The sequence below is a fragment of the Bacillus sp. 11B20 genome (assembly GCF_056098985.1).
In genome coordinates this window covers 234,070-261,053 of sequence record NZ_JBLZWZ010000007.1, presented here as the reverse complement: position 1 = coordinate 261,053, position 26,984 = coordinate 234,070, and the positions used below count along the sequence as shown (strand labels likewise).

Annotated in this window: 26 protein-coding genes and 1 other annotated feature; of the genes, 3 read left to right on the top strand and 23 right to left on the bottom strand. The window is 40.3% G+C overall.

Annotated features, from left to right (window positions below; translation table 11 throughout):
• Positions 1-77 precede the first annotated feature (77 nt).
• The 4 genes from pepF to mecA form a co-directional block, all read right to left on the bottom strand.
• A complete protein-coding gene (gene pepF / locus ACN6NB_RS05490) occupies positions 78-1,904 on the bottom strand; it encodes an oligoendopeptidase F (protein ID WP_474253267.1) in 1,827 nt (608 codons plus the stop codon).
• 214 nt (positions 1,905-2,118) lie between these two features.
• Complete coding sequence (locus tag ACN6NB_RS05485) at positions 2,119-3,279, bottom strand: competence protein CoiA (protein WP_144491080.1); 1,161 nt, start codon at positions 3,277-3,279, stop codon at positions 2,119-2,121.
• Positions 3,280-3,441: 162 nt separating this feature from the next.
• Positions 3,442-4,962 carry a cardiolipin synthase gene (cls, locus tag ACN6NB_RS05480; RefSeq protein ID WP_144491079.1) on the bottom strand — a complete coding sequence of 507 codons (1,521 nt, stop codon included), beginning with the start codon at positions 4,960-4,962 and terminating at the stop codon, positions 3,442-3,444.
• Positions 4,963-5,048: 86 nt separating this feature from the next.
• A complete protein-coding gene (gene mecA, locus ACN6NB_RS05475) occupies positions 5,049-5,714 on the bottom strand; it encodes an adaptor protein MecA (RefSeq protein ID WP_024425038.1) in 666 nt (221 codons plus the stop codon).
• Positions 5,715-5,978: 264 nt separating this feature from the next.
• Between mecA and ACN6NB_RS05470 the strand changes: the two genes are divergently transcribed.
• Positions 5,979-6,644 carry a TerC family protein gene (locus tag ACN6NB_RS05470; protein ID WP_064498301.1) on the top strand — a complete coding sequence of 222 codons (666 nt, stop codon included), beginning with the start codon at positions 5,979-5,981 and terminating at the stop codon, positions 6,642-6,644.
• Positions 6,645-6,683: 39 nt separating this feature from the next.
• Here ACN6NB_RS05470 and spxA read toward each other — a convergent pair whose 3' ends face one another.
• From spxA to ACN6NB_RS05425, 9 genes are all read right to left on the bottom strand, one after another.
• The gene (spxA, locus tag ACN6NB_RS05465; RefSeq protein ID WP_003211421.1) at positions 6,684-7,079 is read right to left on the bottom strand and encodes a transcriptional regulator SpxA; all 396 of its coding nucleotides are present in this window, start codon (positions 7,077-7,079) and stop codon (positions 6,684-6,686) included.
• A 193-nt stretch (positions 7,080-7,272) separates the two neighbouring features.
• On the bottom strand, positions 7,273-7,851 hold the full coding sequence (locus tag ACN6NB_RS05460; protein WP_024425040.1) for a GNAT family N-acetyltransferase: 579 nt from the start codon (positions 7,849-7,851) through the stop codon (positions 7,273-7,275).
• Positions 7,852-7,988: 137 nt separating this feature from the next.
• Positions 7,989-8,276: a hypothetical protein gene (locus ACN6NB_RS05455; RefSeq protein ID WP_144464921.1), complete on the bottom strand. Its 288-nt coding sequence runs from the start codon at positions 8,274-8,276 to the stop codon at positions 7,989-7,991.
• Positions 8,277-8,294: 18 nt separating this feature from the next.
• Positions 8,295-8,780, bottom strand: a complete 486-nt coding sequence (locus ACN6NB_RS05450) for an HIT family protein (RefSeq protein WP_041089836.1) — start codon at positions 8,778-8,780, stop codon at positions 8,295-8,297.
• Positions 8,781-8,984: 204 nt separating this feature from the next.
• On the bottom strand, positions 8,985-9,905 hold the full coding sequence (locus tag ACN6NB_RS05445; protein ID WP_024425041.1) for an ABC transporter ATP-binding protein: 921 nt from the start codon (positions 9,903-9,905) through the stop codon (positions 8,985-8,987).
• 1 nt (position 9,906) lies between these two features.
• Positions 9,907-10,986, bottom strand: a complete 1,080-nt coding sequence (locus tag ACN6NB_RS05440; RefSeq protein WP_064498299.1) for an ABC transporter ATP-binding protein — start codon at positions 10,984-10,986, stop codon at positions 9,907-9,909.
• 12 nt (positions 10,987-10,998) lie between these two features.
• Complete coding sequence (locus tag ACN6NB_RS05435) at positions 10,999-11,916, bottom strand: ABC transporter permease (protein ID WP_048238483.1); 918 nt, start codon at positions 11,914-11,916, stop codon at positions 10,999-11,001.
• A 3-nt stretch (positions 11,917-11,919) separates the two neighbouring features.
• Positions 11,920-12,864: an ABC transporter permease gene (locus tag ACN6NB_RS05430; protein WP_047201795.1), complete on the bottom strand. Its 945-nt coding sequence runs from the start codon at positions 12,862-12,864 to the stop codon at positions 11,920-11,922.
• Positions 12,865-12,980: 116 nt separating this feature from the next.
• Positions 12,981-14,618, bottom strand: coding sequence for a peptide ABC transporter substrate-binding protein (locus ACN6NB_RS05425; protein ID WP_059374935.1), 1,638 nt, complete (start codon positions 14,616-14,618; stop codon positions 12,981-12,983).
• A gap of 482 nt (positions 14,619-15,100) precedes the next feature.
• Positions 15,101-15,321: a binding site (T-box leader), on the top strand.
• Positions 15,322-15,374: 53 nt separating this feature from the next.
• On the opposite strand from ACN6NB_RS05425, the gene trpS reads away from it, so the two are divergent.
• The gene (gene trpS, locus ACN6NB_RS05420; protein WP_024425046.1) at positions 15,375-16,370 is read left to right on the top strand and encodes a tryptophan--tRNA ligase; all 996 of its coding nucleotides are present in this window, start codon (positions 15,375-15,377) and stop codon (positions 16,368-16,370) included.
• A gap of 36 nt (positions 16,371-16,406) precedes the next feature.
• On the opposite strand, the gene ACN6NB_RS05415 is transcribed toward trpS, so the two are convergent.
• The 9 genes from ACN6NB_RS05415 to ACN6NB_RS05375 form a co-directional block, all read right to left on the bottom strand.
• Positions 16,407-17,159 (bottom strand): YjbA family protein, encoded by a 753-nt coding sequence (locus ACN6NB_RS05415; RefSeq protein WP_039177811.1) that lies wholly within the window; start codon positions 17,157-17,159, stop codon positions 16,407-16,409.
• A gap of 157 nt (positions 17,160-17,316) precedes the next feature.
• Complete coding sequence (opp4C, locus tag ACN6NB_RS05410; RefSeq protein ID WP_080772319.1) at positions 17,317-18,216, bottom strand: oligopeptide ABC transporter permease; 900 nt, start codon at positions 18,214-18,216, stop codon at positions 17,317-17,319.
• Positions 18,217-18,249: 33 nt separating this feature from the next.
• Positions 18,250-19,200: an ABC transporter permease gene (locus tag ACN6NB_RS05405; RefSeq protein WP_034621771.1), complete on the bottom strand. Its 951-nt coding sequence runs from the start codon at positions 19,198-19,200 to the stop codon at positions 18,250-18,252.
• A gap of 216 nt (positions 19,201-19,416) precedes the next feature.
• Entirely contained in the window at positions 19,417-21,051 is a 1,635-nt protein-coding gene (locus ACN6NB_RS05400) for a peptide-binding protein (protein WP_039177804.1), read from the bottom strand.
• An 85-nt stretch (positions 21,052-21,136) separates the two neighbouring features.
• Positions 21,137-22,159, bottom strand: a complete 1,023-nt coding sequence (locus tag ACN6NB_RS05395; protein ID WP_041089820.1) for an ABC transporter ATP-binding protein — start codon at positions 22,157-22,159, stop codon at positions 21,137-21,139.
• Positions 22,156-23,136 carry an ABC transporter ATP-binding protein gene (locus ACN6NB_RS05390; RefSeq protein ID WP_039177799.1) on the bottom strand — a complete coding sequence of 327 codons (981 nt, stop codon included), beginning with the start codon at positions 23,134-23,136 and terminating at the stop codon, positions 22,156-22,158. Before ACN6NB_RS05390 ends, ACN6NB_RS05395 begins: the two co-directional genes overlap by 4 nt.
• Before the next feature lie 149 nt (positions 23,137-23,285).
• A complete protein-coding gene (locus ACN6NB_RS05385) occupies positions 23,286-24,089 on the bottom strand; it encodes a DUF2268 domain-containing putative Zn-dependent protease (protein WP_064498297.1) in 804 nt (267 codons plus the stop codon).
• 77 nt (positions 24,090-24,166) lie between these two features.
• Positions 24,167-25,408, bottom strand: coding sequence for a beta-ketoacyl-ACP synthase II (gene fabF / locus ACN6NB_RS05380; RefSeq protein ID WP_039177794.1), 1,242 nt, complete (start codon positions 25,406-25,408; stop codon positions 24,167-24,169).
• A gap of 21 nt (positions 25,409-25,429) precedes the next feature.
• Positions 25,430-26,368 carry a beta-ketoacyl-ACP synthase III gene (locus ACN6NB_RS05375; protein WP_024425052.1) on the bottom strand — a complete coding sequence of 313 codons (939 nt, stop codon included), beginning with the start codon at positions 26,366-26,368 and terminating at the stop codon, positions 25,430-25,432.
• A 171-nt stretch (positions 26,369-26,539) separates the two neighbouring features.
• Between ACN6NB_RS05375 and ACN6NB_RS05370 the strand changes: the two genes are divergently transcribed.
• Positions 26,540-26,773 carry a hypothetical protein gene (locus tag ACN6NB_RS05370; protein WP_474253266.1) on the top strand — a complete coding sequence of 78 codons (234 nt, stop codon included), beginning with the start codon at positions 26,540-26,542 and terminating at the stop codon, positions 26,771-26,773.
• 10 nt (positions 26,774-26,783) lie between these two features.
• Here the strand turns inward: ACN6NB_RS05370 and ACN6NB_RS05365 are convergent, their stop codons facing one another.
• Positions 26,784-26,981 carry a ComZ family protein gene (locus tag ACN6NB_RS05365; RefSeq protein ID WP_024425054.1) on the bottom strand — a complete coding sequence of 66 codons (198 nt, stop codon included), beginning with the start codon at positions 26,979-26,981 and terminating at the stop codon, positions 26,784-26,786.
• Between the last annotated feature and the right edge of the window lie 3 nt (positions 26,982-26,984).

Sequence of the window (26,984 nt, the reverse complement as noted above, 5' to 3'; positions counted from 1 at the left end):
AAGAGGTCTTTTTTATGAGAAAAAAACTCCTGTCAAAAGATGAGCTGGCACTCACACGTCTGACAGAAGTCTTTTCATTACTCACCTGTTTTGGAGATGAGCTCTTCCATTTCTTTTAGTTTTTCTTCAAACAATTGGCATGCTGCTTCAATTGGTTCTTTAGAAGCCATATCAACACCAGCTTTTTTCAGCACATTGATTGGATAATCAGAGCTTCCTGCTTTAAGGAAATCTGTATAGCGCTCTACCGCTGGTTTTCCTTCTTGTAAGATTTGCTTGCTTAATGCCTGTGCCGCACTATAGCCTGTCGCGTATTGATACACATAATAGTTGTAATAGAAATGAGGAATTCTCGTCCACTCTAATCCAATTTCCTTATCAACCACCATGCCGTCACCAAAATACTTCTTGTTCAGGTCATAATAAAGGTTCGTCATAAATTCTGGCGTTAAAGCCTCTCCTTCTTGTGCTTTCACATGAATAAGATGCTCAAACTCAGCAAACATCGTTTGTCTGAATACTGTTCCTCTAAATCCTTCTAACAAGTGGTTTAATACATACAAGCGCTGTTTTTTATCGTCTAAATGATTAAGCAGGTATTCGCCTAGTAACGCTTCATTTGTAGTGGAAGCCACTTCAGCTACAAAGATACTATAGTTTCCATACGGATATGGCTGGTGTTTTCTCGTGTAGTAGCTGTGGACAGAGTGCCCAAATTCATGAGCCAGCGTAAACAAATTATCAATGTTATTCTGCCAGTTCATGAGGATATATGGATTTGTACCATAGCTTCCTGATGAATAAGCACCGCTTCGTTTCCCTTTATTCTCATAAACGTCTACCCAGCGATTTTCGAGTCCTTCTTTTAACACGGACACATATTCTTCTCCTAATGGCGCTAACCCTTTCAGCATATAATCTTTTGCTTCATCGTAGGTGAGCTTCATGCCAGCATCTTTCACAAGTGGTGTATACAAGTCGAAATTGTGCACTTCATCAAGATTTAATACCTTTTTGCGTAATTCAATATAACGGTGTAACAACGGTAAATATTGATGAACTGTATCAATTAGATTGTCATACACTTCTTCTGGGATGCTGTTTCGTGATAGTGCTGCTTCTCTTGCCGATTTGTAATTTCGTACTTTTGCATAAAAATTATCCTTTTTAATTGAACCGCTTAGTGTAGAAGCAAGTGTGTTCTTATACTGATCATACGTTTTATACACAGCTTTAAAGGCATTCTTTCTCACTTCACGATCATCACTATTTAAAAATGTGATAAAGTTGCCGTGGGTAATTTTCTTTTCCTCCCCATTCTCATCCTTTACAGAAGGGAACGAAATATCGGCGTTGTTAAACATACTAAAAGTAGTAGATGCAGATGAAAGTGGTTCAGAGGCCTCAGCTAATAAAGCTTCTTGTTCCTCACTTAAAATATGTGGACGCTCTTTATTAATTTCTTCGAGAGCATGAGAATACAGTTTTAATTCTTCTTTTTCCAGAATAAATTGCTGCAATTTATCTTCTTGAATTGATAAAATCTCTGGAACAATATAAGCAGATGTACTAGACAGCTGTGTAAATAGATTCGAGGCTTTATCATTTAACGCCTGAAAGGATGAGTTCGTTGTATCTTCATCGTATTTCATGTGCGCATATGTATAAAGCTTGCCAAGCTTTTCAGAAAGTTGATCCTGAAAGGTTAGGGCTTCATACAGGACATCAGCAGAATGGGCCAGCTTGCCTTTAAATTGTGCCAGCTTCGGAATTTCTTTTTTGACCGCTTCGAATTCCTTGTTCCATGTATCGACGCTTTCAAAAATATCTTCAAGGCGCCATTTGTTTTCTTCTTTTACTTCGCTTCTGTCTGGTAGATGATTGTTTTTGTTTTGTGAAGTCATATGAATCCCCCTTGCATGAGTTGTGTTGAACCAACCTTTCAGAAAGTGAAAGAAATTGGTGTTGTATTTATCTTCTTTGTTTTGAACTATATTTGTCAAATCATATGCAGAAATAAATACCAAACAGACTAAAAAAATGAGAAAAAAGCGTTTCTTTCGATTCAATAGCAGCACCACCTTTTTCTTATCATGATCAAAGTGGTCATGAAACATGCTAATGAAATAAGAAAGCATCTCGTTTTAGCACTTCATCAAGTGTTTGTATTGGCATTTGATTCGACGATACTTCATAATTACCCTCTTTCGTCATATGTAAAAACCCTTGTCTTACAAGCGCCTTTACATATGCAGTGACCACCCCTTTTATTTCTTCTCTTGACACATCACTATATCGGAGTTTCACTTCTTTCATCTGCACACACCGGTTGATTTCTTTCATCAGCTGTTGAATCGTTAGTCTTCCGCTTCCTTTTTTCCTCATCATCCAATCATAGAGGCAACCTTGCCAAACATATACGGGACTTGTAAAGATATACGCTTCTTGCACCGGGATAAATAATGCAGTCGGCAAAAAAGGGAGTGCCGTTTGATGATGCTCATAAAAAATATCTCTCAAACGTTTGCTTTCATTTGATAAAATGCGAGGAGGACGCTGCCTAAATTGCTGTATACATTTAAGCCATTGTTGGTTTACTTGACACTTGCTTGAGGGCGGAGATAGGATTACAGGAATTTTGCTGTATGCGGAAGGTGATCTGACAGTCATTGCCGCACATATTTTCGTTGGTTGAAACACGAGAAATTGATCAAGATGGATGAACTTATTTTGAAGCGGGCAGAAAAAAATCAACCGCCTTTTCTCTGATTCCCTTAAAATTCCCCAATGAATGGAGGAGAAAGAAAAAAGCTGGGCAGATTTTCGTTTCAAACGATTTGCCCCTATCATCCATATTGGAAAGAGACCTGCTTCACGGAGACCTGCTGTTCTTCTGCGCAGCTCCTGCCGGGAAATATTAGCACATTGAAATTCGATTGCATAGGTTTCATTTCCTATAGTGACGGTCACATCAGGACGCTGATGAACCTTTGACATATATTTTTCCAGCGCAGGTTTATGTCCAAGCCGCTTCAGCCAATTCATAATGGCTTCCTTTCCCGCCTGATGATAAGCCGTTTCGCCTGAGGCTAACGAACATGCTGTCAGCTGTTTATGCGCAAAATGATAGACACGATGCTCCCCTAGCTTTAATTGCACCTCCTCCCTACATTCAGGACAATAAAATTTGCACGTCGTTCTTACATGCTCCAGCCGGCTTTTCGATAGATGATGTGTAATTCGGATAAGCTTACCGTTATCCATCATTGCTGCATTCATTCAGTTCGCCCCTCGCTCTTTGATGCCCGTATTATAACTTGTTCGTCTATAAGAAAGCGAAAAGGGAAAATGAATTTTTACCGTGTCAAAAAATGATTTTACTGATCATAACTTCCGTAAAATAAAAAATCCCCCTTATAGAAAAGAGGGAAAATACAATCTTTATAAAAGTGGTGATAATAATCTTGCAGTTGATTCAAACAGTCTGACCCTCAAAGGTCTCTTTGCGAACTCTTCTGACACAATTTCATGTGACTGCTCTAAATCACCTAAGAAATCGTTGACAAGCTTCTCTGTGCTTTTCGTTTTATAGAGGAAGGCATTCACTTCAAAGTTCAAATGAAAGCTTCTCATATCCATGTTTGCCGTTCCAATTGAAGCCAGTTCATTATCCACAATAATAAATTTACTATGCATAAAGCCTTGATCATACTCGTACACCTTCGCCCCTGCATCAAGAAGCTCTGGGAAGTATGAACGAGACGCATGGAACACAATCCGTTTATCTGGATTCTTTGGAGCAATAATCCGGACATCTACTCCGCTCAATGCGGCAATTTTCAATGCGGACAGAATATCATCATCCGGGACAAAATACGGTGAAGCGATCCAGATGGACTTTTTAGCGGCGATGATCATAGAGAAAAAGAGATTTTTAATGACCTCCCACTGCTTGTCAGGCCCGCCAGCAATCATTTGTACGCCTTCTGTTGTACTCTCAATGTGGCTGAAATCTTTGAAATAGTCCACACCTGAGCATCTTTCATTCGTCATATAATACCAATCCTGCATGAAAATCTGCTGGAGGTCACGAACTGCTTCGCCCTTAATCATCAGATGTGTATCACGCCAGAATCCATATTGTCTACTTCTGCCCATGTATTCGTCTCCGATATTAAGCCCGCCGACAAATCCCACTTCTCCATCAATGACAACAATTTTCCTATGGTTTCGGAAGTTAATTTTATTATTTAAAAGGGGGAGCCTTACTGGTAAAAATGGAACGATCTGAACGCCAGCCTTTTCTAGGTCAGCAATATATTGACGAGAAAGCTTTAAGCTTCCTACATCGTCATATAAAAAGCGGACAATCACGCCATTTTTCGCTTTTTCAATTAGAATGTCCTTTAATTCTTGGCCAAGGTCATCGTGGCGGAGAATGTAATATTCTAAATGAATGTGATGTGTTGCTTTTTTGATCTCTTCAAAAATATGAGAGAATGTTTCTTCACCATTGGTTAAGACTTTAGAGGACGTGCGATATGTAATAGGAGTATGTCCAAGTCTGTGGGCCAGCTTAAATAAGAGCTGCTGATGATCACCCATATGCGTCATTTTTTCAATCGCTTCTCTATGAATACGTTCATCTTCCTGGATTAACTGCTCATCCAATACCGCTTTCTTTTCAAACAGCCGGCGCTTTTTGATATTGCGTCCAAAGAAAATGTAGAACAAAAAGCCGAATAACGGAAAGCTGCCCAGCAGAACAAGCCATGTAATCGTGTGAGACGGATTCCGATTCTCCAAGAAAATAACAAATCCGATGAAAATAATCGATAAAGTAAATAGAACACTGACTGAACTTAATACACTTACCGCTAAATCACCGGCAATCAATTGGACAATTAAATAAGCACCTATCGTAATGATTAGAAAAAATAGAACTTTGACTAAATTTCTCATTTCATTTTCTCCTTGCCGATCTCTTTATTTACCTATTCATTCAGATAAAAAAGCCGATTCCTCTATAGAAATCGACTTTTTGTTAGTTACGAGAAGTGCTGTTGAATCGTTTCAAGGGCATTCCCTTCGATAATCAGCTGACCGTATTCTTTCAGTCTGTAGATGCTGACAACTGATTCATGAGCATATTCAAGCAAAATGCTGAGCTTATTCTCCACTTGCTCATCTGACAAATCCTCGTGGAAGTCAACATATAGATAATAACGGTTTTCAAACGAATATAAACTTGTGGTAAAATCCTGCATATTTAATTGAGAAAGTGCAATCAAATCTTCAAAATCATCCATTTTCAACACGAATTGAAGTTGAAGTTTTTTGTCCTTCTCATTATGGTCTTCTTGATCTTGCTCTTCTTTATGAAAATCATCAAGCAGTGCGTCTAAGCTTTCTTCATCTGTTTGATCTTTTTTATCTTCTGGAATCGGCAATTCGAGCTTTTGTCCATCTTTAGAAAGTTGGGCTTTTGTCACGACAATTTCAAGACCCTTGTCAAGTGCCTGTACTTGAATCCAAAGCGGTCCCTCTACTGCAAATTCTTCTTCTTCGTGCACTTCGTCCATTACTTCCCAAAACAGCTCTTCACTGCGCTCACGATTATACCAAATCTCTTCACGGTCAAATCCGCGATCTTCAATATCACCGTAGGAAATATAAAATTTGACTGTATGTTCATTTATTCTTTCGATTTCCATTTTGCCAACCTTCCCTTCTATATAAGATGTTGAAGGGACATACAAGCTCCCAATTAATAGTACTTTACTACACTTTACCCGTTCCGTCTACATGTTAACCGTTTAAAGAATTGAGGTATTGCTTCGTACTGTCTATTTTATGATAAAACATGAATAAAAGAAATAAAAACGCATTTTTTGCAGAGAAAACTTGCAGAAACATATATTTGAATTGTCTTCATATATTGGTTGTACGAGCTCTATTTGGGACATGAGGTGAAATGGATGGAAACAGAGTGGATCGTATCCTTACTGATGATTATTGGCATAGACCTGATTTTAGGCGGAGATAATGCGCTCATCATTGCAATGGCCAGTCGAAATTTATCACATGATAAACGCAATAAAGCCATTTGGATCGGCACACTTTTAGCCGTGCTGATGAGAATTACAATGACTGGTGCCGCCGTTTATTTATTGACTATCCCTTATTTGCAGTTTATTGGCGGTCTTTTTCTCCTTTATATAGGATACAATCTGTTAATTGAACAAAAGAAGGAATCGATTCGGATTAAGAGCAGCGGCTCCCTTTGGCGTGCGGTGCAAACCATTGTGATTGCCGACCTCTTTATGTCACTTGATAATGTCATCGCAGTTGCAGGTGCGGCAAAAGGCAACATGCTTCTGACCGCTTTTGGCCTCATGATTTCTGTACCGATTATTATTTGGGGAAGCAAGCTGATTCATGCAGCTTTGACCAAATTTCCGTTTCTTTTATACGGAGGAAGTGCGCTATTGGCCTTTACTGGCGGAGAAATGATTGTGCGTGATGTAAAATTGACTGAATTTATGTCACAGCATGCCACGCTTGAATTGTTGCTTCCGTTCTTAACCGTCATAGTGGTCATATTAGCCAGCCTCTTTTACGAGCAAACGGCTGAAACCAAATAAAAAAAGCTGCCAAATGATCGGCAGCTTTTCGTGTTTATATTAGTTAGCAAGTCGCTGAGCTTCTCTAAGTTGGAATGTACGAACCGTTCTTGGCAAGAAACGTCTAATTTCATCTTCATTGTACCCAACTTGTAATCTTTTTTCATCCAAGATAATTGGACGACGTAAAAGACCTGGATGCTCATTGATTAGTTTATACAATTGTTGAAGCGGCATTGTCTCAACATTGACATTTAGTTTTTGGAATACTTTTGAACGTGTTGAGATAATTTCGTCTGTGCCGTCTTCTGTCATTCGAAGAATTTCTTTGATTTCATCGATTGAAAGAGGCTCAGAAAAAATGTTTCTCTCTTGATATGGGATATTGTGCTCTTCTAACCACGCTCTTGCTTTTCTACATGATGTACAGCTTGGTGATGTGTATAATGTTACCATAAATCTTCACTCCTCAATTTGTAGAATGAATATTGATCTGTATTCTTAAATTAAAATTGTTCTAAATAAGTAATCTTTATAGTGATTATACTATAAAAAAGTAAGTGTGAACAGATTTTCTTGCAATTTTTGTGACAAAAACTAGACAATTTCATTCATTTTGTGGTGCAGCTTGATGTCAGAACATTCTCATTTAGTCCAGATGATCGAAAATATTTTTTTGCTTTCTATTTTCAATGATCTTCAATACATCATCAACATCCTCATACGATTGTCCATACCATTCTTCATCTTTATACGTATGGATTCGTTCATAGGTCTTCCTCATAGCTTCCATGATCTCTTCCTCATGATTTGTAAGAGGCGACCAATAAAGAATTTCCATGCGGTTCACTTCATTTGTTGCAAGTGACCTGCGTTTATAACCAATTGATTCTGCATGCTTGAAGTGCTCTCTTTGGTAAAACTTTAGGCGTTTTGCAGTATCTGCATCATCTTCATCTACAGGCTCGACTTCAAGCAAGATCGGTTTCTTTTTTTCCTTCAGCTTATGGATCAGCTTTGATCCGAGGCCTTCACCTCTTGCATCTTTGGAAACAAATAAATAATCAATAAAGATGAAAGAATCAAATTCGGCGTACATCATCACATGATGAGGTCCTTCCTCCTTATGATAAATATCACTTCTTTCCTTTAATAAAGCTTCCATATGCTCTTTTGACTTCATTTCTTCTATCGGGAAGTATTCACTGAGCTTTTCATACCAATTCATGGATCTGCTCCTTATGCTATAGTTAAGAACCACTTCCTTAGATATTCCCGATTTCCTGCTATTTAAACGCCTGTACTAGTAAGACGCAGCAAAGTCTTCAGTAGTTTCACTTTTTTTCAATTAACGTAAAAAAAGTTTTATAACGAACGATTCATGACGAGTTGTATACAGACAAACAAGATCAGTGTCATCGTGATTTGAAACATGATGAAATAAAGATATTTTACGCGCCGTGCTTCTTGCTTGTGCCCCCTTGTCTTTCGGTTAAGCATATATTCCACTGAAAAAGACACAATCCCAATGAGCGCCATAAACAAGAGCATCCACTTGCCTCCGTTTGGCTTCCTGAAAAAAGACGTTGAAAATAGTATGAATACAATGAGAACATGAAGCAATGAATAACGATAGGTTTTCCATTTCAACATCCAATTTTCCCCCTTCTTTTATTTGTTTAATTCTTTGGTAAGAATGGTGATGGCTTCCTTAACTTCTACAATATTTTCTTTGGTGTTCATTTCATTTCTAGCATGAAGTAATACTGGTCGGACTGATTCAACTGAACGTCCGAAGTTATACATCCATTCATATCTTGGCACCATCCAAGTATGAAAATGATGGGTTGTATCTTCGTTGTAAAAATAATAGACATATTCTATCCCTAAAGCGGTTCTTTGTGCTTTTCTTATCCTTGCTAAAACGTCTATGTAGTCTAATCTTTCTGAATTAGTTAAATCATCTAAACATGTGATGTGTCTTTTTGAAGCTAAAATTATTAACCCTTTAATTGGATAAGCGACATCTTGATGGGCGTGAAAGTACTCTGTTTCAATAACCACGCCACCTTCTGGTTCAACTAATCCATTCGTTAATGCACAACTAAGACACTCAACTTCAACTGTTTCCCCATTTGATAATGTTATTCTTTTCAATTGTCCTCCCCCAAACGAAAAAGTTTACAATTTGAAATTTCATAACATAAGCGTATCATATTTTTCCTTATTTTGAATTAAACTACTTATTTTCACTTCACCTATGATTGTGAGTTTATTTCTTTTTGATGAGTGACACTTTCTATATAGATGAAACTAGACCCAAATAAAAAGAAGCACTGCATTAGCAGTGCTTCTCTCTTCTTATGATTGTTTCGCCTGAAGCTCTTTGAATTCTTCCTCTGTGCAGCTCACAAAGTGACCTGGCTTTACTTCACGGAACTCGGTGTTTGTTCCTTTGTGAACAGATGGATCATACTTGATTCGTTTACGATTACGCTCATAATCAGGATCTGGAAGCGGAATCGCAGACAACAATGATTTTGTGTATGGATGAAGCGGGTTTTCGTATAATTCATTCGCTGGTGCCAGCTCAACCAATTTTCCGAAATACATCACGCCGATACGATCGCTGATGTATTTTACCATGGACAGGTCATGAGCAATGAATAAGTACGTTAAACCTTTTTCCTCTTGAAGCTCTTTCAATAAGTTGACGACCTGCGCTTGGATCGACACGTCTAATGCAGAGATTGGTTCATCGGCGATGATGAAATCAGGCTCTACTGCTAATGCACGTGCAATTCCGATACGCTGTCTTTGACCGCCTGAGAATTCATGCGGGTATCTGTTCGCATGCTCTTTGTTCAATCCAACAGTTTCAAGTAATTGATACACACGCTCTTTACGCGCCTGTTTTGTTTTCGCAAGACCATGAATGTCGATGCCCTCTGCAATGATATCAAGCACTGTCATTCTAGGATTGAGTGAAGCATATGGATCTTGGAAGATCATCTGCATTTGACGGTTGAATTCAAGCATTTTTTGTCTTGATTTCTTCCCGTGTACATTTTCCCCTTTATAAAGAACTTCACCATCTGTCGCATCATAAAGTCTAATGATTGAACGACCCGTAGTGGATTTACCACAACCAGACTCACCTACAAGACCAAGCGTTTCACCTTTGTAAATATCAAATGAAACCCCATCAACTGCTTTCACAGTTCCTCTTGCTGTATGGAAATGCTGCTTCAAATTTTTGATTTCTAACAGTTTTTCTGCCATGCTATTCACCCTCTTTTACTAATACAGGTTTTTCGTAGCTACCTTCTAGTTCACGCATTCTCGCCTTTACAGAAGCAGGCGGTTCAACTTTAGGTGCATTCGGATGAAGTAGCCATGATTTCACATAATGCGTATCTGATACTTTGAACATTGGCGGTTCTTGTTCGAAGTCAATTTTCATTGCATAATCGCTGCGGAGTGCAAATGCATCTCCTTTCGGCGGGTTTGTCAGATCTGGTGGTGTTCCTGGAATGGCAGTCAGCTTTCCTTCTTCTCCACCATCAGTGTCAAGACTCGGCATTGATGCTAAAAGTCCCCATGTATACGGATGCTTTGGATTGTAGAAAATTTCATCAACAGTCCCTGTCTCCACAATCTGTCCTGCATACATAACAGCTACACGATCAGCGACGTTGGCCACAACACCTAGATCATGCGTAATAAAGATAATCGAAGTGTCAACCTTTTTCTGAATTTCTTTCATTAATTCTAAAATTTGTGCTTGAATTGTTACATCAAGTGCAGTCGTCGGCTCATCAGCAATCAACAGCTTTGGATCTGCTGCAAGCGCCATGGCGATGACAACCCTTTGTCTCATCCCGCCACTAAATTCGTGCGGATATTGTTTGATTCTTTTTTCAGGCATTGGAATTCCTACAAGCTCCAATAGTTCAATGGCTCTTTTTTCAGCCGCTTCTTTTGAGATTTGTTCATGCTTGAACAGCACTTCTGTAATTTGCTTCCCGACTTTCATCGTTGGATTCAAAGACGTCATCGGATCTTGGAAGATCATTGAGATGTCTTTTCCTCGAATGGTTTGCATTTGTTTCTCGGTTTTCTTGACAATATCCTGGCCATCAAACAGGATCTGTCCGCGCTTGAAATAACCCGGCGGCATCGGAATTAGTCTCATGATCGCTTGTGATGTCACACTTTTACCAGAGCCAGATTCACCTACAATAGCAAGTGTCTCGCCTTTATTTAAGTGGAAGTTCACACCACGAATGGCTTGAACTTCTCCACCATATGTTTTAAATGAGATTGCAAGGTCTTTCACCTCTAGAATACGTTCACGTTCCATCCTAATCACTCCTTATTTACGCAACTTCGGATCTAAAGCGTCTCTTAGTCCGTCTCCAACCACGTTAAAACCAAACATTGTAATACAGATAAATGCGGCTGGGAACCATAATCTCCAAGGGTAGTACGTCATGGCTGGAATTCCGTCAGACGCCATTGTTCCCCAGCTCGCTAACGGAGCCGGTACACCAAGCCCTAGATAGCTTAGGAACGCCTCTGTGAAAATAGCAGAAGGAATCGTTAATGTCATTGTCACAAGAATTGGTCCCATTGAGTTTGGAATTAAGTGTTTAAATAAAAGTCTAGATGTTTTCGCACCTAATGTTTGTGCTGCAAGAACGTATTCTTGACTCTTTAATTGTAAAACCTGTCCCCGAACAATACGCGCCATGTTAATCCAGCCTACGACTGTCATGGCGAGGATAATCGTTAATAATCCTTTAGGAAGAACAACCATCATTAAGATGACCATTAATAGTGTTGGAATTGCCCATAAAACGTCTGCAATACGCATCATCACTTCATCTGTACGGCCGCCTTTGAATGCAGCAATACTTCCCCAGATAATACCGATGATTACGTCAAGGAGCGCTGCAGCAAGACCGATGAAGATCGAAATTCTTGCCCCGACCCATGTACGGACAAACATGTCACGTCCTAAATCATCTGTACCAAACCAGTGCTCTTTTGAAGGCGGCTGGTCAGCATTCAGCAAATCAGTCGTGGAGTAATCATATTTAGAAAAAATCGGAACAAAGATGGCCAGCATCACAATAATAAAAATGATTGTGAGTCCAACCATTGCAAGTTTATTGGCACGGAAGCGAAGCATGGCATCCTTCCATAAAGATAGACTAGGTTTAGAAATTTTTTCAGATTCTGCTGCGTCAGCTGTCGCAGGCACAAATAAATCTTTTCTCATCTCTTCCATGTGTTAGACCCCTTTCTTCGCCTTCGTCAGTTTAATTCTAGGATCGATAATACCGTAGAGAACGTCAACGACTAGAATACTGACTAATAGAATAATACTGTAGAAGACTGTAACACCCATGATGACGGTGTAATCACGGTTTGTAATGCTTGTGACAAAGTGAGAGCCTAATCCAGGAATACCAAATATCTTCTCAACGACAAAACTACCTGTTAAAACTGAAGCAGCCATTGGTCCCATGTATGTGATAACAGGCAACAATGCGTTTCGGATGGCGTGTTTGATCGTCACAGCTGATTTTGTTAATCCTTTCGCTCTAGCCGTTCTAATGTAGTCACTATTTAGTACTTCAAGCATACTTGACCGTGCAAGTCTAGCGATAAATGCCATTGGCATGAAGGAAAGTGCAATAGAAGGTAGTACGGTGCTGGCCCAAGACTCCCATCCTGCAACTGGGAAGATCGCTATAATGCTTGCCTCAGATGCAAATACATATTGTAGTAGCGCCGCTAAAATGAAACTTGGAACTGAGATTCCAAAGATCGTTAAAATGGCAATCGTATAGTCTTGCCACTTGTTATGATAGAGCGCTGCAAGGACCCCAAACAATACACCAAATGCTAATGCGAGGAGAATTGCCTCAATTCCGAGGGTAAAGGAAACGGGGAATCCAGAACTGATTAAGTCATTTACGGTTTGTCCTTTATATTTAAATGAGGGACCAAAATCTAATTTTGCAACTGAACCTAAGTAGCTTACATATTGAACAAATAAGGGCTTGTCCAATCCGTAGTGCTCGTTTAGGTTTGCTTCAATTTCAGCAGGAAGTTTCTTCTCTCCAGAGAATGGACCACCAGGTGCTGCCTGCATGAGAAAGAAAGTTGCAGTTACAATAACAAACAGTGTGATTAAAATATATATTAATCGCTTACCGATATATTTAAGCAACGGAATTGCACCTCCATGATTTTACAACAATTTCTCTAATCAGCAAGAAAGGTATATGGAGAGACATCCTCCATATACCTTAAGATCCTTGCCGTAGATCTCTTACACTATGACTCTTACTTTTCGAAATGTGCCCATTTGTATTGAACATCACCTAGTCCAGATACAACTACACCTTTTAGTTTAGGATCTTGTACCCAAAGCTGAGTGTAGAAGTAAATTGGTGCTACAGGCATATCGTTGATGATGATTTCTTCTGCTTTTTTCAGCATTTCTTCACGCTTTGTTTTATCTGTTTCTTTAGCAGAATCATTCAACAATTGTTTGTACTCTTTGCTTTCCCATCCAGTGTCGTTGTTTCCACCGTCTTTATCTTTGTAAAGCTCAAGGAAGTTCACTGGATCGTTGAAGTCACCTAACCAGCCCATACGTCCGATTTGGTAGTCTCCACTGTGGATTTTGTCGATGTATACGTTCCACTCAGAGTTATCAAGTTCAACTTTCACACCTAAATCTTTTTTCCACATTTCTTGAATTGCTTGTGCAATCTTTTGGTGGCCTTCATCAGTGTTGTAAGAAAGTTTCAATGTTGGAAGATCAGAAACAGACTTATAACCTAATTCTTTCACACCTTTTTCAAGAAGCTCTTTAGCAGTTGCTACATCGTGATCTTTGAAGTAGCCAGTTTTGTTATCAGTGAATCCTTCCATTGTTGGAGGAACGATTGCCATTGCTGGCACTTGCTCACCTTGCGTAATTTTGTCAACGATCGCTTGACGGTTGATTGAGTATGTCAGGGCCTTACGGATATTTGCATTGTTTAAAGGTTTTACTTTTGTGTTGAATTTGTAGTTATAGATACCAGCGATCGTTTGGATTTTCAGACCGCCTTCTTTTTTCAATGTTTTTAAAGACTCAGTTGGAAGGCTTCCAGTTGGAGAACCAGCCCAGTCAAGCTCGCCTTTTTTGAACATGCTAAGCTCAGTGTTTGTATCTTTGATCATAGACATGTTGATTTTTTTCAATTTCACAGTATCTTTATCCCAGTATTCATTGTTCTTTTCAAGCGTGATAGAACCGCCATGTTTCCATTTAGAAAGAACGAATGGTCCGTTAGATACGTAGTTTTCACCAGCATTTGTGTACCAGTTTTTATTCTTTTCAGCCACTTTTTTGTTGATTGGCATATACGTATAGAATGCAGTTAGTTCAGTAAAGAACGGTGTTGGGTTCTCTAGCTCAACTACAAGCGTTTTGTCGTCTTTAGCTTTAATGCCAACATCAGCAACTTTCGCTTTCCCTTTGTTCGCTGCTTCAGCACCTTTAATATAGTAAAGCTGGTAAGCATATTGAGATTCATTTTTAGGATCTAATGCCCATTTCCAAGCATATTCGAAATCTTTAGCTGTAACAGGGTCACCATTAGACCATTTTGCATCACGAAGTGTGAATGTGTATGTTTTACCATCAGCACTTGTTTTGATATCAGAAGCCATTGCATTTTCTGGCTTTCCTTCAGCGTTAATTCTTGTTAATCCTTCAAAAGTCTGACGGATGACACTACCTGAAGTTGAATCATTTGCCAATCCCGGATGTAGAGAAAAAGGCTCAGTGGAGATATTCACATTTAATGTTGTTTTAGCCTCTCCAGAACTGCTCGTGCTGTCGCCTGATTTGTTTCCGCTGAAACCACAAGCGCTTAATACAAGTGTGAAAATAAGCATTAAAGTAACAACAGACCAACGCTTTTTCAACTGTATTCCCCCTTATAATATGTTTTTAGTTCAAAGGTCTCGATAGAAGATGAGATTCAGATTTAAGAAATAGCGTAAAAAAGTCCCTGAATAGCTTACTTTCTATTTCTTTTGTTTTTTCTGAATTTTCACTATGTAAAGAGCCTAGCACAAACGTGTGAACAAATTCATTATAATGAATAGAATAATTTATTGCAATATCAATTTCATATATTTTTTAAAAACGTAAATGGGGATAAAGAGGGATTTTTATAAACTAAAGTCTCAATCACTTCAACAAATTAAAGCGTAAATTGATTAAAATAATTTAACAAATTGAGCAGGAATAATGTTTTATACATATAATTAATCATCCTTTTTTAAAAAATTCTGACAGATATTTGTTATTTTATCTAAAATTTTAAGTGTCAATAGGCATGATGAGAAGGTCACATAATGGCTTCGTGACTTTTTCATGGGCATCCTTTATAATAGATAGACATATTGTTGCGATGAAAAAGAAGAGTACATATATTCACCATTTACAGAGAGTCTGCGGCCGGTGTGAGCAGATAATGGCATGTATGGAATGGGCTTTGGAGCAGCTAACCGAACACTTCTAAAAAAGTGAGTAGGCTTAGACGGAGCAGTCTCCGTTATCAACGTCTTGAGTGATTTCTATGTGAAATAACAAGGGTGGTACCACGGTTCATTCGTCCCTTTTCTGTTGAAAAGTGATGGGTGGGCCTTTTTATATTGAAGAAAAGAGGTTTTAGTATGACAAAGAAGACAATTTTTTCAGGCATTCAGCCGAGCGGTTCTGTCACATTAGGGAACTATATTGGAGCAATGAAGCAATTTGTCGATTTGCAGCATGACTATAATGGCTATTTTTGTGTCGTAGATCAGCATGCGATTACAGTGAGTCAGGACCGATTAGCTCTCCGCCAAAATATTAGAAGCTTAGCAGCTCTTTATTTAGCTGTTGGACTTGATCCAGAGAAGGCCACATTGTTTATCCAATCAGAGGTACCTGCTCACGCCCAGGCAGGATGGATGCTGCAATGTGTTGCTTATATTGGAGAATTAGAAAGAATGACCCAATTCAAGGACAAATCCGCTGGTAAGGAAGCAGTTGTTTCAGGCCTATTAACGTATCCCCCATTAATGGCTGGCGATATCTTATTATATGGTACTGATTTAGTCCCTGTTGGAGAAGACCAAAAGCAGCATCTTGAATTGACTAGAACGCTTGCTGAACGCTTTAACCGAAAATACAATGACATCTTCACTGTGCCTGAAGTAAAAATTCCAAAAGAAGGCGCTCGGATTATGTCTTTAACAGATCCAACGAAAAAAATGAGCAAATCCGATCCAAACCAAAAATCCTTCATTACCCTATTAGATGAACCAAAGCAGCTTGAAAAGAAAATTAAAAGTGCTGTGACGGATTCAGAAGGCATCGTCAAGTATGACAAAGAGAACAAGCCTGGAATTGCCAACTTGCTGACAATTTATTCTGTATTAGGCAACATATCGATTGCAGAGCTGGAGCAAAAGTACGAAGGCAAAGGATATGGTGAGTTTAAAGGAGATCTTGCGAACGTTGTCGTTGATGCTTTAAAACCAATTCAAGATCGTTACTATGAACTGATTGAATCAGACGAGCTTGACCGTATTCTAGACGAAGGTGCTGAAAAAGCAAACCGCGCAGCAAACAAAATGCTGAAAAAAATGGAGAATGCGATGGGTCTTGGCAGAAAACGCAAATAAAAAAAGCTTGCAGCACTACCCGCTGCAAGCTTTTTTCTAATTTACTTTTGATTCGTTTTCCATTTCCCAAAGCTTTTCGAAAAATGGCTGTCCTTTAATCATTTTTTCACAGAAAGCTAAATGATTTTCTGACCATCCATCAATCGTTTCATTGTAAAGCATGTTCCAAATCTCTTCGAATGACATTCGTTTGATTTGGTTGTACATGCGCGGGTTCCATTCCGTATACCAATACGCAATCTCCGCCCTGTTTTGGAGCCCCTTTAATTGATCGAGCGCCATAAACATCAGCTGCTTCAGCTGTCTTTCTTTTCTCGTTAATCCGCTGATATGCTGCGGCGGCAGTGATAGAATGTGGTACTCCTTCGTCGATTCAAGACTGTCCTTAGAGAATTCATATTCTTCTGCTTTCACATCTTTCACCATTTCATAGACCAATTGCTCCTGCCTTGGGATCAAGCGGCTTTTTCTCACAGGAATGGAATACCCAATCGTATCCACGGCAATGATTCGTATGCCATCTGTGACTACAAAGCAATACTCTAATTTACGGCGCTCATGATTTTTTCGAATATATGATTTCTCAAATACAGACTCTAGCAGCGTCTTTGGCAGCTCTGAAAGATCATTCTCTATGTAATCAAACAAAGGACTCTGCACCTTAAGTAAAGGCACTTGATCTAACAGCTCAACGCTGTCCTCCTTACGCCACTCATGAAAATGACACACATTGTAGCCATTTTCTTCCCCTTCAAACCAATTCACCCATACGTCATGAAGAAATAACATAACCAATCCCTCACTTTATAAAAACTGTTGTCCACAGTATGGGCAAGGGATAGAGAAATTATTCCAACTTTATCAAAACTTCAAGCTGGATGAATGACGGCTTCGTGTCTTTATTTCATTCAGGAAACGGAGAGCGCACGCAGAGCCCCTTTAAACCTTACTTCAGCTTTTTAGGATCAAGCGCATCTCTCAGCCCATCTCCTAAAAAATTAAAGCATAAAACAGTCAGCAAAATGAGTAAGCCTGGGAAAAGCGGGTACCACCACGCTTGCACCATAATCGAGAAATTTTGTGCATCTTGCAGCATGTTGCCCCAGCTTGCCGTTGGTGGCTGAATACCAAAGCCAAGGTAGCTGAGCGTTGATTCAGCTAAAATGACAGAGCCTACTTTTAATGTAGCTGACACAATAATAGGACCGATACAGTTCGGTAAAATATGCGAAAAGATGATGACATGATTTTTCGTTCCAATGGTTCTTGCCGCGAGTACGAATTCTCTTGTTCGAAGTGATAAGAATTCACTGCGAATGAGCCTGGCGGTTGTTGTCCAGCCAGTCAGAGCAAAGATTAAAATCAATTTATCAATGCCCGGTTTGAAAATGGTGACGAGCGTGATCAATAGAAAAATATCTGGAATCGACAACACGACATCCACAAACCTCATTAACAAGGAATCAACAAACCCTTTGAAATACCCCGCGACCGCGCCAACGACAGTTCCAATAGTGATTGCACCAACCACCGAGACGAAACCGACCAATAAAGAAACGCGCGCGCCATATAGCACCCTTGAGAAAATATCGCGGCCAAACTTGTCTGTCCCCATAAAATGCTCAGCACTTGGCGGCTGGAGCCGCTTCAATAAATCTTGATGCTCTGGTGCATATGGAGCGATCACTGGAGCAAAAATGGCAGAAAAAATAATGACCAATAAGATCACGGAGCCGGCAACTGCCAATTTATTTTTGAAAAATTTCTCGCAAAATAAACGCAGCATTGTCTCTGGCTTTGGCGGAAGGCCCTCCTTTAATTTGATATCAACAGGAGGTGTTCCCATATTAGGCTGTGCCAATTGTCCTTCAGCTCCCTTCTAATATTCAATACGCGGATCAACGATCGCATATAAAATATCCGCTATTAAATTTCCCACCACCACGAGCACTGCGGAAATAACGGTCATCGCCATAATGACCGGATAATCTCTCGAAAAGGCAGAATCAATGAACAGCTTTCCAAGTCCAGGCCAGGTGAAGATTTGTTCCACCACGACTGCGCCGCCAATAAAGGATGGTATCATCAATCCGAAAATCGTTATGACAGGCATAAGACCGTTTCGTAAACCATGTTTAAAAATAACTTTGTTTTCTCTAAAGCCTTTCGCTCTTGCGGTGCGAATGTAATCCTGCCTCATGACATCAAGCATACTCGACCTTGTGTACCGGGTCAGCCCTGCCATATCAGCCGTTGCTAAAACAAAGGCAGGTAAAATAATGTGATGGAGCCGATCAAACACATTAAAATCAGCATTCAAGGTAGAGACTCCGCCAGTCGGGAACCACCCTAGGTTCACGGATAAAACCATAATGAGGATGAGACCAAACCAAAAGTTTGGAATAGCCAGTCCGATAAAAGATGTAACCGTAATCCCATAGTCAAGCTTTGTATACGGACGTTTTGCTGAAAGAACACCAAATGGGATGGCGATCAGCAGGGCAACTAATGTAGAAAAAATCATGAGGATGAGGGTATTTGGCAGCCGGGCAAAAATCAAATCAGCCACGGGCGTTCCCTTTTTGACAATGGATGTGCCAAAGTCACCTTGAAGCATATTGCCAAGCCATTTCATATATTGCACATATTCCGGATCATTCAAGCCGTACTTATCAATAAATGCTTCCCGGTCTGCCGCACTAATGGTAGGGTCCATCATGAGTGACATCGGATCGCCTGGTGCTGCTTTCATAATGGCAAAGGACAAAATGGTAATCCCTAATAAAATAGGAATAGAGAGCAATGTCCTTCTAATGATATATGTAACCATATGCACAACTCCTTTTTCATCGGATCGCCATTCTGTGAAAAAAAGGCTAAAATGAAGTTATTTTAGCCCTTTGTCTTCTTTTCAGCGTGATATAACCCCCCTTGAATTCTCGTGCTGATGCAGAGCGCGATTAGCACCACGCAAAGACCGGACACCAAATGCAAGGAATTGTTCTCACGGTGAAAGGGGAGAATCCTCCCCCTCTTCACTATCAGCCTACTGTTCAAGCCACCATTTTTCGATTTTGTAATACTCATCTTTCGGGTGGTAAGAATAGCCTTGAAGATTAGATGGCATAGCGCGATGTGAGTTAGCATAGTAAAGGAACGTATATGGCTGATCCTCTGCGATCAGTTTATAAATTTTTTCATATGCCTTTGAATAATCTTTTCGATCGCTTAATTTTTTAGCATCGACTAACAGCTTATCGACCTCTTTATTTTTATACCAGATGTTATTTAAGCCTTTTTCTGACTGGCTTGAGTGGAAGATGCTAAATTGATCAGGGAATGTCGCAAGGCTCCAGCCGAGCAGCAGTGCATCATAATCCCATTTAGGCGGTGTCGTCTGCTCAATGAGTGCACTGAATTCCACAATTTGCGGCTTCGCTTCCACACCAATTTCTTTGAGCTGCTGCTGGACAACGACAGCGATATCTTCACGAACTTTATTTCCTTGGTTGGTCTTTATGACAAAGGAGAATTTCTTGCCATCCTTATCAAGATAGCCGTCTCCATCTGTATCCTCCCATCCCTCTTCTTTCAGCATCTTTTTGGCTTTTTCTTGATCAAATTCAAATACTGGAACACTTTCATCCTTTGGATAGTTCCAGGACAGCGGACTTTCTGGAATGTTAGCTACTTTGCCGTCTCCATCTAACACTTGGTCAACAATCGTTTGACGATCAATGGCATGCGTCAGCGCTTGGCGAACCTTTTTACTCTTAAAAAGTTCATTTTTCTGGTTCCAGCCAATGTATGAATAATTCAGGCCTAGGTCAGATTCAATTTTAATGTTGCTGACTTTTTCAGCTGTTTGCAGCTCTGCTCCTGGTACAGCAAAGAAATCAATATCGCCTGCTGACAGCTGAGCAATGGCTGCATTTTGGTCAGGAATCGTTTTAATCGTGACGGTATCAAGGTATGGGCGTCCATCCCAATAATCGTCAAAGGCTTCTAGTTTGACGTAGTCTCCTTCTTTCCACTCTGCAAATTTAAATGGACCAGAACCGATTGGTTTTTTTCGGTTAAATTCGTTTTCACCGAGATCCTTTATAGGCACATCACCTAAAATATGCTTAGGTAAAATGCCGTAGCTTCCTAATGTAACATTATAAAAATAAGGATCTTTTTTATTGAGCTTGAATTCGATCGAGTAGTCCCCTGTCTTTTTAACAGACTCTAATACTTCAAAGCCTGATCCGCGCTCCCCATTGTAGTCCTTATTGATTGGAATGCTGTATGTAAACACAACATCATCAGCAGTCAGTTCTTCACCATCATGAAACTTCACACCTTTTTTAATGGTGACATCAAACTGCTTGCCGTCATCCGATTCTTTAATATCCTCTGCCAGCGATAGCTGAGGGTTCAGCTTTCCGTCTGTTTGAAGTAAGAAGCTGTAGATTCTTTCTTCAATATCAGAGCTTGCCACATCTGTAGAATACAGAGAGTTAAATAATGTTGGCTCTGCAATTGAACCGATGACAAGATCTCCGCCTTGTACCGGTTTACCAGTGGATTTCTTTTCACTGTCTCCAGATGTTTTATTTCCACCAGAACAAGCAGCTAGGATTAATGTAAAAATCAGCAGTAAACTGACCAAAATGGACTTTCTATTTCTAACTTTCATAGACAATTCCCCCTATTCTTTTTTAAAAATCATGACAGAATCCTGTTTCATCCCCCCTCTCAAAGATGAGATCATACAAGCTTGATCAAGCGTTGTAGAGGTGGCAGGCAACAAAGTGGTTCGTTTTTAACTCCTGAAATGCTGGTACTTTTTCTTTACAGATTTCTTTCGCATGCGGGCATCTTGTGTGAAATACGCAGCCTTTTGGCGGATTTGCAGGACTCGGCAGGTCGCCTTGCAGCATAATGCGTTCTCTTTTCACCTGCCCTTTTTTACGGGTGACAGGAACGGAAGAAAGCAGAGCCTGTGTATATGGATGGAGCGGTTCATCGTACAGACTATGTTTATCGGCAAGCTCCATCATTTTGCCGAGATACATGACGCCGACTCTATCGCTAATATGCCTGACCACACTTAAATCGTGAGAGATAAATAGATAGGTAAGGTCAAATTCCTCCTGAAGCTCCTCCATTAGATTAATGACCTGCGCCTGAATGGATACATCAAGTGCCGATACAGGCTCATCTGCGATGATCATGTCGGGATTCATGGCAAGCGCACGAGCGATGCCGATTCGCTGCCTCTGCCCGCCTGAAAATTCATGGGGATAGCGGTTCGCAAAGCTTGGATGTAGACCTACCTTTGATAAAAGCTGTTCTACTTTTTCATTTCTTTCTTTTAAGGAATATAAGTGATGTGTTTTGTAGGGTTCTTTGATGATGCTTCGAAGTGTTTTTCTAGGGTTGAGTGATGCAAAGGGATCTTGAAAAACCATTTGGATGTTTTTTCGTGTAGATTGTCTTAGCTTTGATTCTGATACGCGCGTGATGTCTTGCCCTTTAAAAAAGATTTGACCGTCAGTTGGTTCATATAGACGAATCATCGTCCGTCCTAATGTGGATTTACCGCATCCTGACTCCCCGACAATACCTAACGTTTCACCTTTATAAATCTTCAAGTCTATGCCGTCAACAGCTTTTACTGCACCGACTTTTTTCTGAAAGACACCCGCTTTAATCGGAAAATGTTTTCGAATCTGTTTCAGTTCAAGAATCGTTTCTTTCTCTGGTAATTCCGTTATTTGTGTTTGATTTTGAGCAAGGGTCATGTTTGATCTGCCTCCTCATATAAGAAACATCTGACGCTTCTGCCATCTTCAAATGTTCTCAGCTTAGGCAGTTCACCCAGGCAGCGTTCCTTCACTTGCGGACATCTAGGAGCAAAGCGGCAGCCGGCTGGAAGCTGATCTGGCGCAGGAACATTTCCTTTGATGGCTGTTAACGGCTGGATGTCTCCATCAATGACAGGAATTGATTCAAGCAGCCCTTCTGTGTAAGGATGAAGCGGCTGTTCAAACAACTCTTCCACGGTTCCATTTTCAACAACCTGTCCGCAGTACATGACAATCACTCGATCTGCTACTTCAGACACGACACCTAAATCATGTGTGATAAGAAGAATAGAAGTACCAAAGGTAGAGCATAAATCTTTCATTAATGTGAGTACCTGTGCTTGAATGGTCACATCCAGGGCAGTTGTCGGTTCATCTGCAATGAGAAGCTTCGGATCACAGCTGAGCGCTATGGCAATCATTACTCTTTGCCGCATGCCGCCTGATAATCGATGCGGATAATCTTTCATGATTTGCTCCGGACGGGAAAAACCAACAAGCTTCAGCAGATCAACCGCTTTTTTGACCGCTTCTTTTTTTGAAAATTTTTTGTGATAGATGAGGATTTCTGTTATTTGTTCTCCGATGGTTAAGACGGGATTAAGTGAGGTCATGGGTTCCTGAAAGATCATAGATACTTCATTACCGCGGATGCTGCATAATTCCTTTTCACTATATGTAACAAGGTCCTTTCCATCAAGTTTGATAGAACCGTCCATAATTTTCCCACCAGTTCCATGAATCAGACCCATAATGGATAAGGACGTAATGCTTTTGCCAGATCCAGACTCACCGACTAACGCGACAGTTTCTCCTCTGTTGATGCTGAAATCAACGCCATCAACAGCAGGTATCGGTTCCTTTTTTCGAAAAAAATATGTTTTTAAGTTTTGCACTTCAAGCAGCGTGCTCATTCATTCGCCCCTTTCTCCATAGATCAATAGAATTGAACCTGAATATTCCGTCTTTTTAAAATAAAAAGAATTATTTGTATATTATTACATCGCTATGACGAAATCAAGAAGTATTTAGTAAATTTGTAATATGTCTCTTTTTATGTGAATTACTCACTTTTTGATTCTATCGCCTTTAAAAAAGTTTCTGACGGCTCTGCAATCATAGACTCCTCGCTGATTCGGTGCTCATTAAAATATTTTTTCACGATATAGAACCCAGTGGCGTAACCAAGCATTTTAGGGTAGTTCCCTTTTCCATAAAGAAGATTCTGTATCAGCCTTTCGTCGTCCTGGACTTTTTGATCAAGATGACTGGATACCCATTTCTTGTACATGCGCTGAAGCTGGGATTCGCTATAGAAGGTAGTCCATTTCGCTGTATAGCTTTCACCATATCTATGATACACAGCATATTCAGCGAGCCCCTCCATCATGATTGTATCGAGGAATGTAAAGTCTTTTTCTTCTTTTGAGAGAAAATGCAGCCTGCATACATGGTGATACTCGTGAGTCAGCAATGTACCAATTCGCTCCTTCGGGGTATTTGGAGACAAAAAAAGAAAGACCTTGTCATCAAATGCCATGCCGGATTGATAATAAAATTGCTCTCTGATTTCTCTGCTGCTCTCGTTGACAGGTAAAATAAACACAGGGATGTCAGGACCTTCCCACTCTTTTTGAAGCGTTTGGTATTCTTTCATGACAAGCTTGAAGTACCCTTTTTCTTTGAGCTTGTCGATCATGTTTTTACACGAGCTCCAAGACCGAACCATCCCGTGATGCTGCAGGTGAGCGAGGATAGACGACCATTCTTTTTCCTCTGCCCCTTTAAAATAAGGAACAAAGCGCGCCGCAAGCTCCTGAAATGATGATGATTGATGAATGAGATATTGTGTATTGATCAGACCCATACCGCTGAACACCTCCATTTTCATCATATGCAAAAAAGCGGCGATCTGTTTATCGACCGCCGCTTTCTCAGGAAGTATTACGCTTCGTATTTTTTGAAAATAATTGTCGCATTATGCCCGCCAAAACCAAGTGAGTTACTTAAAGCAACTTGTACTTCTTTTGAACGTGCTTCATTTGCTACATAATCAAGATCACATTCTTCATCCGGTGTTTCAAGATTAATGGTCGGAGGAATGACGCTGTCTTTAATCGCAAGAACAGAGAAAATAGCTTCTACTCCGCCTGCTGCGCCAAGTAAGTGACCTGTCATTGATTTTGTTGAACTGATTGCAAGCTGGTTCGCATGCTCTCCGAACACTTCTTTAATCGCCATTGTTTCAAATTTATCATTGTAAGGTGTGCTTGTTCCGTGGGCATTGATATAATCAATGTCTTCCACAGACAAACCTGCATCTCGAATCGCTTCTTGCATTGCACGGACGCCGCCTTCACCGTTTGGAGCTGGCGCCGTAATATGGTAGGCATCTCCAGTTGAACCATAACCAACGATTTCAGCATAAATGGTCGCACCACGTTTTAACGCATGCTCAAGTTCTTCAAGAACAATAATCCCTGCACCTTCACCCATGACAAATCCGTCACGGTTTTTGTCGAACGGACGGCTTGCTGTCTTTGGATCAGGATTTGTCGAAAGGGCTTTGTTCGCACAGAAACCCGCAAACGACATTTTTGTTAACGGCGCTTCTGTTCCGCCTGTGATCATTGCATCTGCATCTCCGCGCTGAATGACTTTAAATGCATCACCAATTGAGTTTGTACCTGTTGCACATGCTGTCACTGTACAAGAGTTAACTCCTTTTGCACCAAGTGCAATAGAGATTTGACCTGTCGCCATATCAGGAATCATCATTGGGACGAAGAATGGACTTACGCGTCTTGCCCCTTTATTTGAATACACTTCGAACTGCTCTTCAAATGTTTCAAGTCCGCCAATACCAGACCCAACCCATACACCAACACGCGGTGCGATTTCATCTGTGATTTCAAGACGTGAATCTTCGAGCGCCTTTTGAGCAGCAACGACTGCATATTGCGTAAAGCGTGCCATTTTTCGCGCTTCTTTTTTCTCCATGTAATCTTCAATGTTAAAATCTTTTAGTTCTGCTGCTACTTTTGCGGTATATTCACTTGAATCGACACGTGTAATCGGTCCAACCCCTGATACACCCGCTAAAGCATTTTTCCATGTTGACTCTACATCGTTGCCAAGTGGTGTCAAAGCACCTAATCCTGTAACAACTACTCGTTTCTTATCCATTAATTTGTGCACCCCACTCTTTTATCGGCCCCATCGCATAGCGATTGCGCCCCAAGTTAATCCGCCGCCAAAACCAACCATTACAATCACATCGCCGTCATGAATTTTTCCGGCTTCGATTTCTTCACATAGTGAAATTGGAATAGAAGCTGCTGATGTGTTTCCATATTTATGGACAGTCTTCGACATTTTTTCAACTGGCAGCTCTAAGCGTTCGCGTGCTGCTTCCATAATGCGAATATTTGCTTGATGCGGGATCAAGAAGTCAACGTCTTCTTTTGATAGTCCAGCTTTTTCAATGACGTTTACACTTGACTCGCCCATTTGTCTTACAGCAAATTTAAATACTTCTCGTCCATTCATGATTGTATGATCTTTTTCATCTAAGTACAAGTGCTTCCCGCCGCTTCCATCTGCTCCGAGTTCAAATGATAGAATTCCTTTGCCTTCGCTGACTTCTCCCAGCACAGCAGCGCCAGCTCCATCTCCAAACAAAACAGCTGTATTGCGGTCATCCCAGTCGGTAATGCGAGAAAGTTTTTCAACACCGACGACAAGCACGTGTTTGTAAGTTCCTGATTCGATAAATTGTTTTCCAGTAACAAGCCCATACATAAAGCCAGCACACGCAGCGCTAATATCCATTGCACATGCTTTATGTGCACCGAGCTGCTCTTGAATCATACAAGCGACTGTCGGAAATGCTTGATCTGGCGTGACTGTCGCCACAAGAATCATATCGATATCTTCTGCAGCCACATCTGCGTCAGCTAATGCTTTTTTTGCAGCAGCAAGCGCCATATGAGATGTATTGACATCATCAGATGCAATTCTTCTTTCTTCTATACCTGTTCTAGTACGAATCCACTCGTCAGAAGTTTCAACCATTTTTTCTAAATCATGATTTGTTAATACTTTTTCAGGTATATAGCGGCCAAGGCCAATAATTCCAGCATTCATTGAATAAGACTCCTTTTACTCATACGAGCATGTGATATTGTGATCTTATATTAGTATCTGGTACTAATTTTACCTTATTTTTTTCTTCTTGGCAATACAAACGTCTAACCTTTCCTCTCACTTTTTTCATAGATTAATGATATATACCAATAGTAGAAAGGAACATGTGATATGGTGCAAAAAGATATTTTCTCAGCAATGATGTTTGGACAGCCGATTGAAAAGGAGAAAACCAAGTCAGAGGCAAAGGAGGAACGTGCGGAGACATCTTCAAGTGATGACTCAATTGACTACATGCATGTCATGAATCAAATTGGGAACATTATGAACTCCATCGATGAGCTGAAGCCTGTGTTTAAAGATGTTGGTCCTATGATTAGTGCCTTCAAGAAAAAATTATCATAAAAAAAAGCCACTATTCTGTGGCTTTTTCTGATTCTGCATCTGCTTTTCCAAGCTCGTATGCTTCCTGCATGACAGATGTAAATAATGTTAGCAGCGGCTGAAGCGCTTCAGGCTCAAGCTGAATCCCTGCTTTATCTAATTCTTCCTTTGCCTGCGGAAAATACTTCATGGCAATTTGTAAAAATTCCATCGATTTTTCGTGCTGCATGAT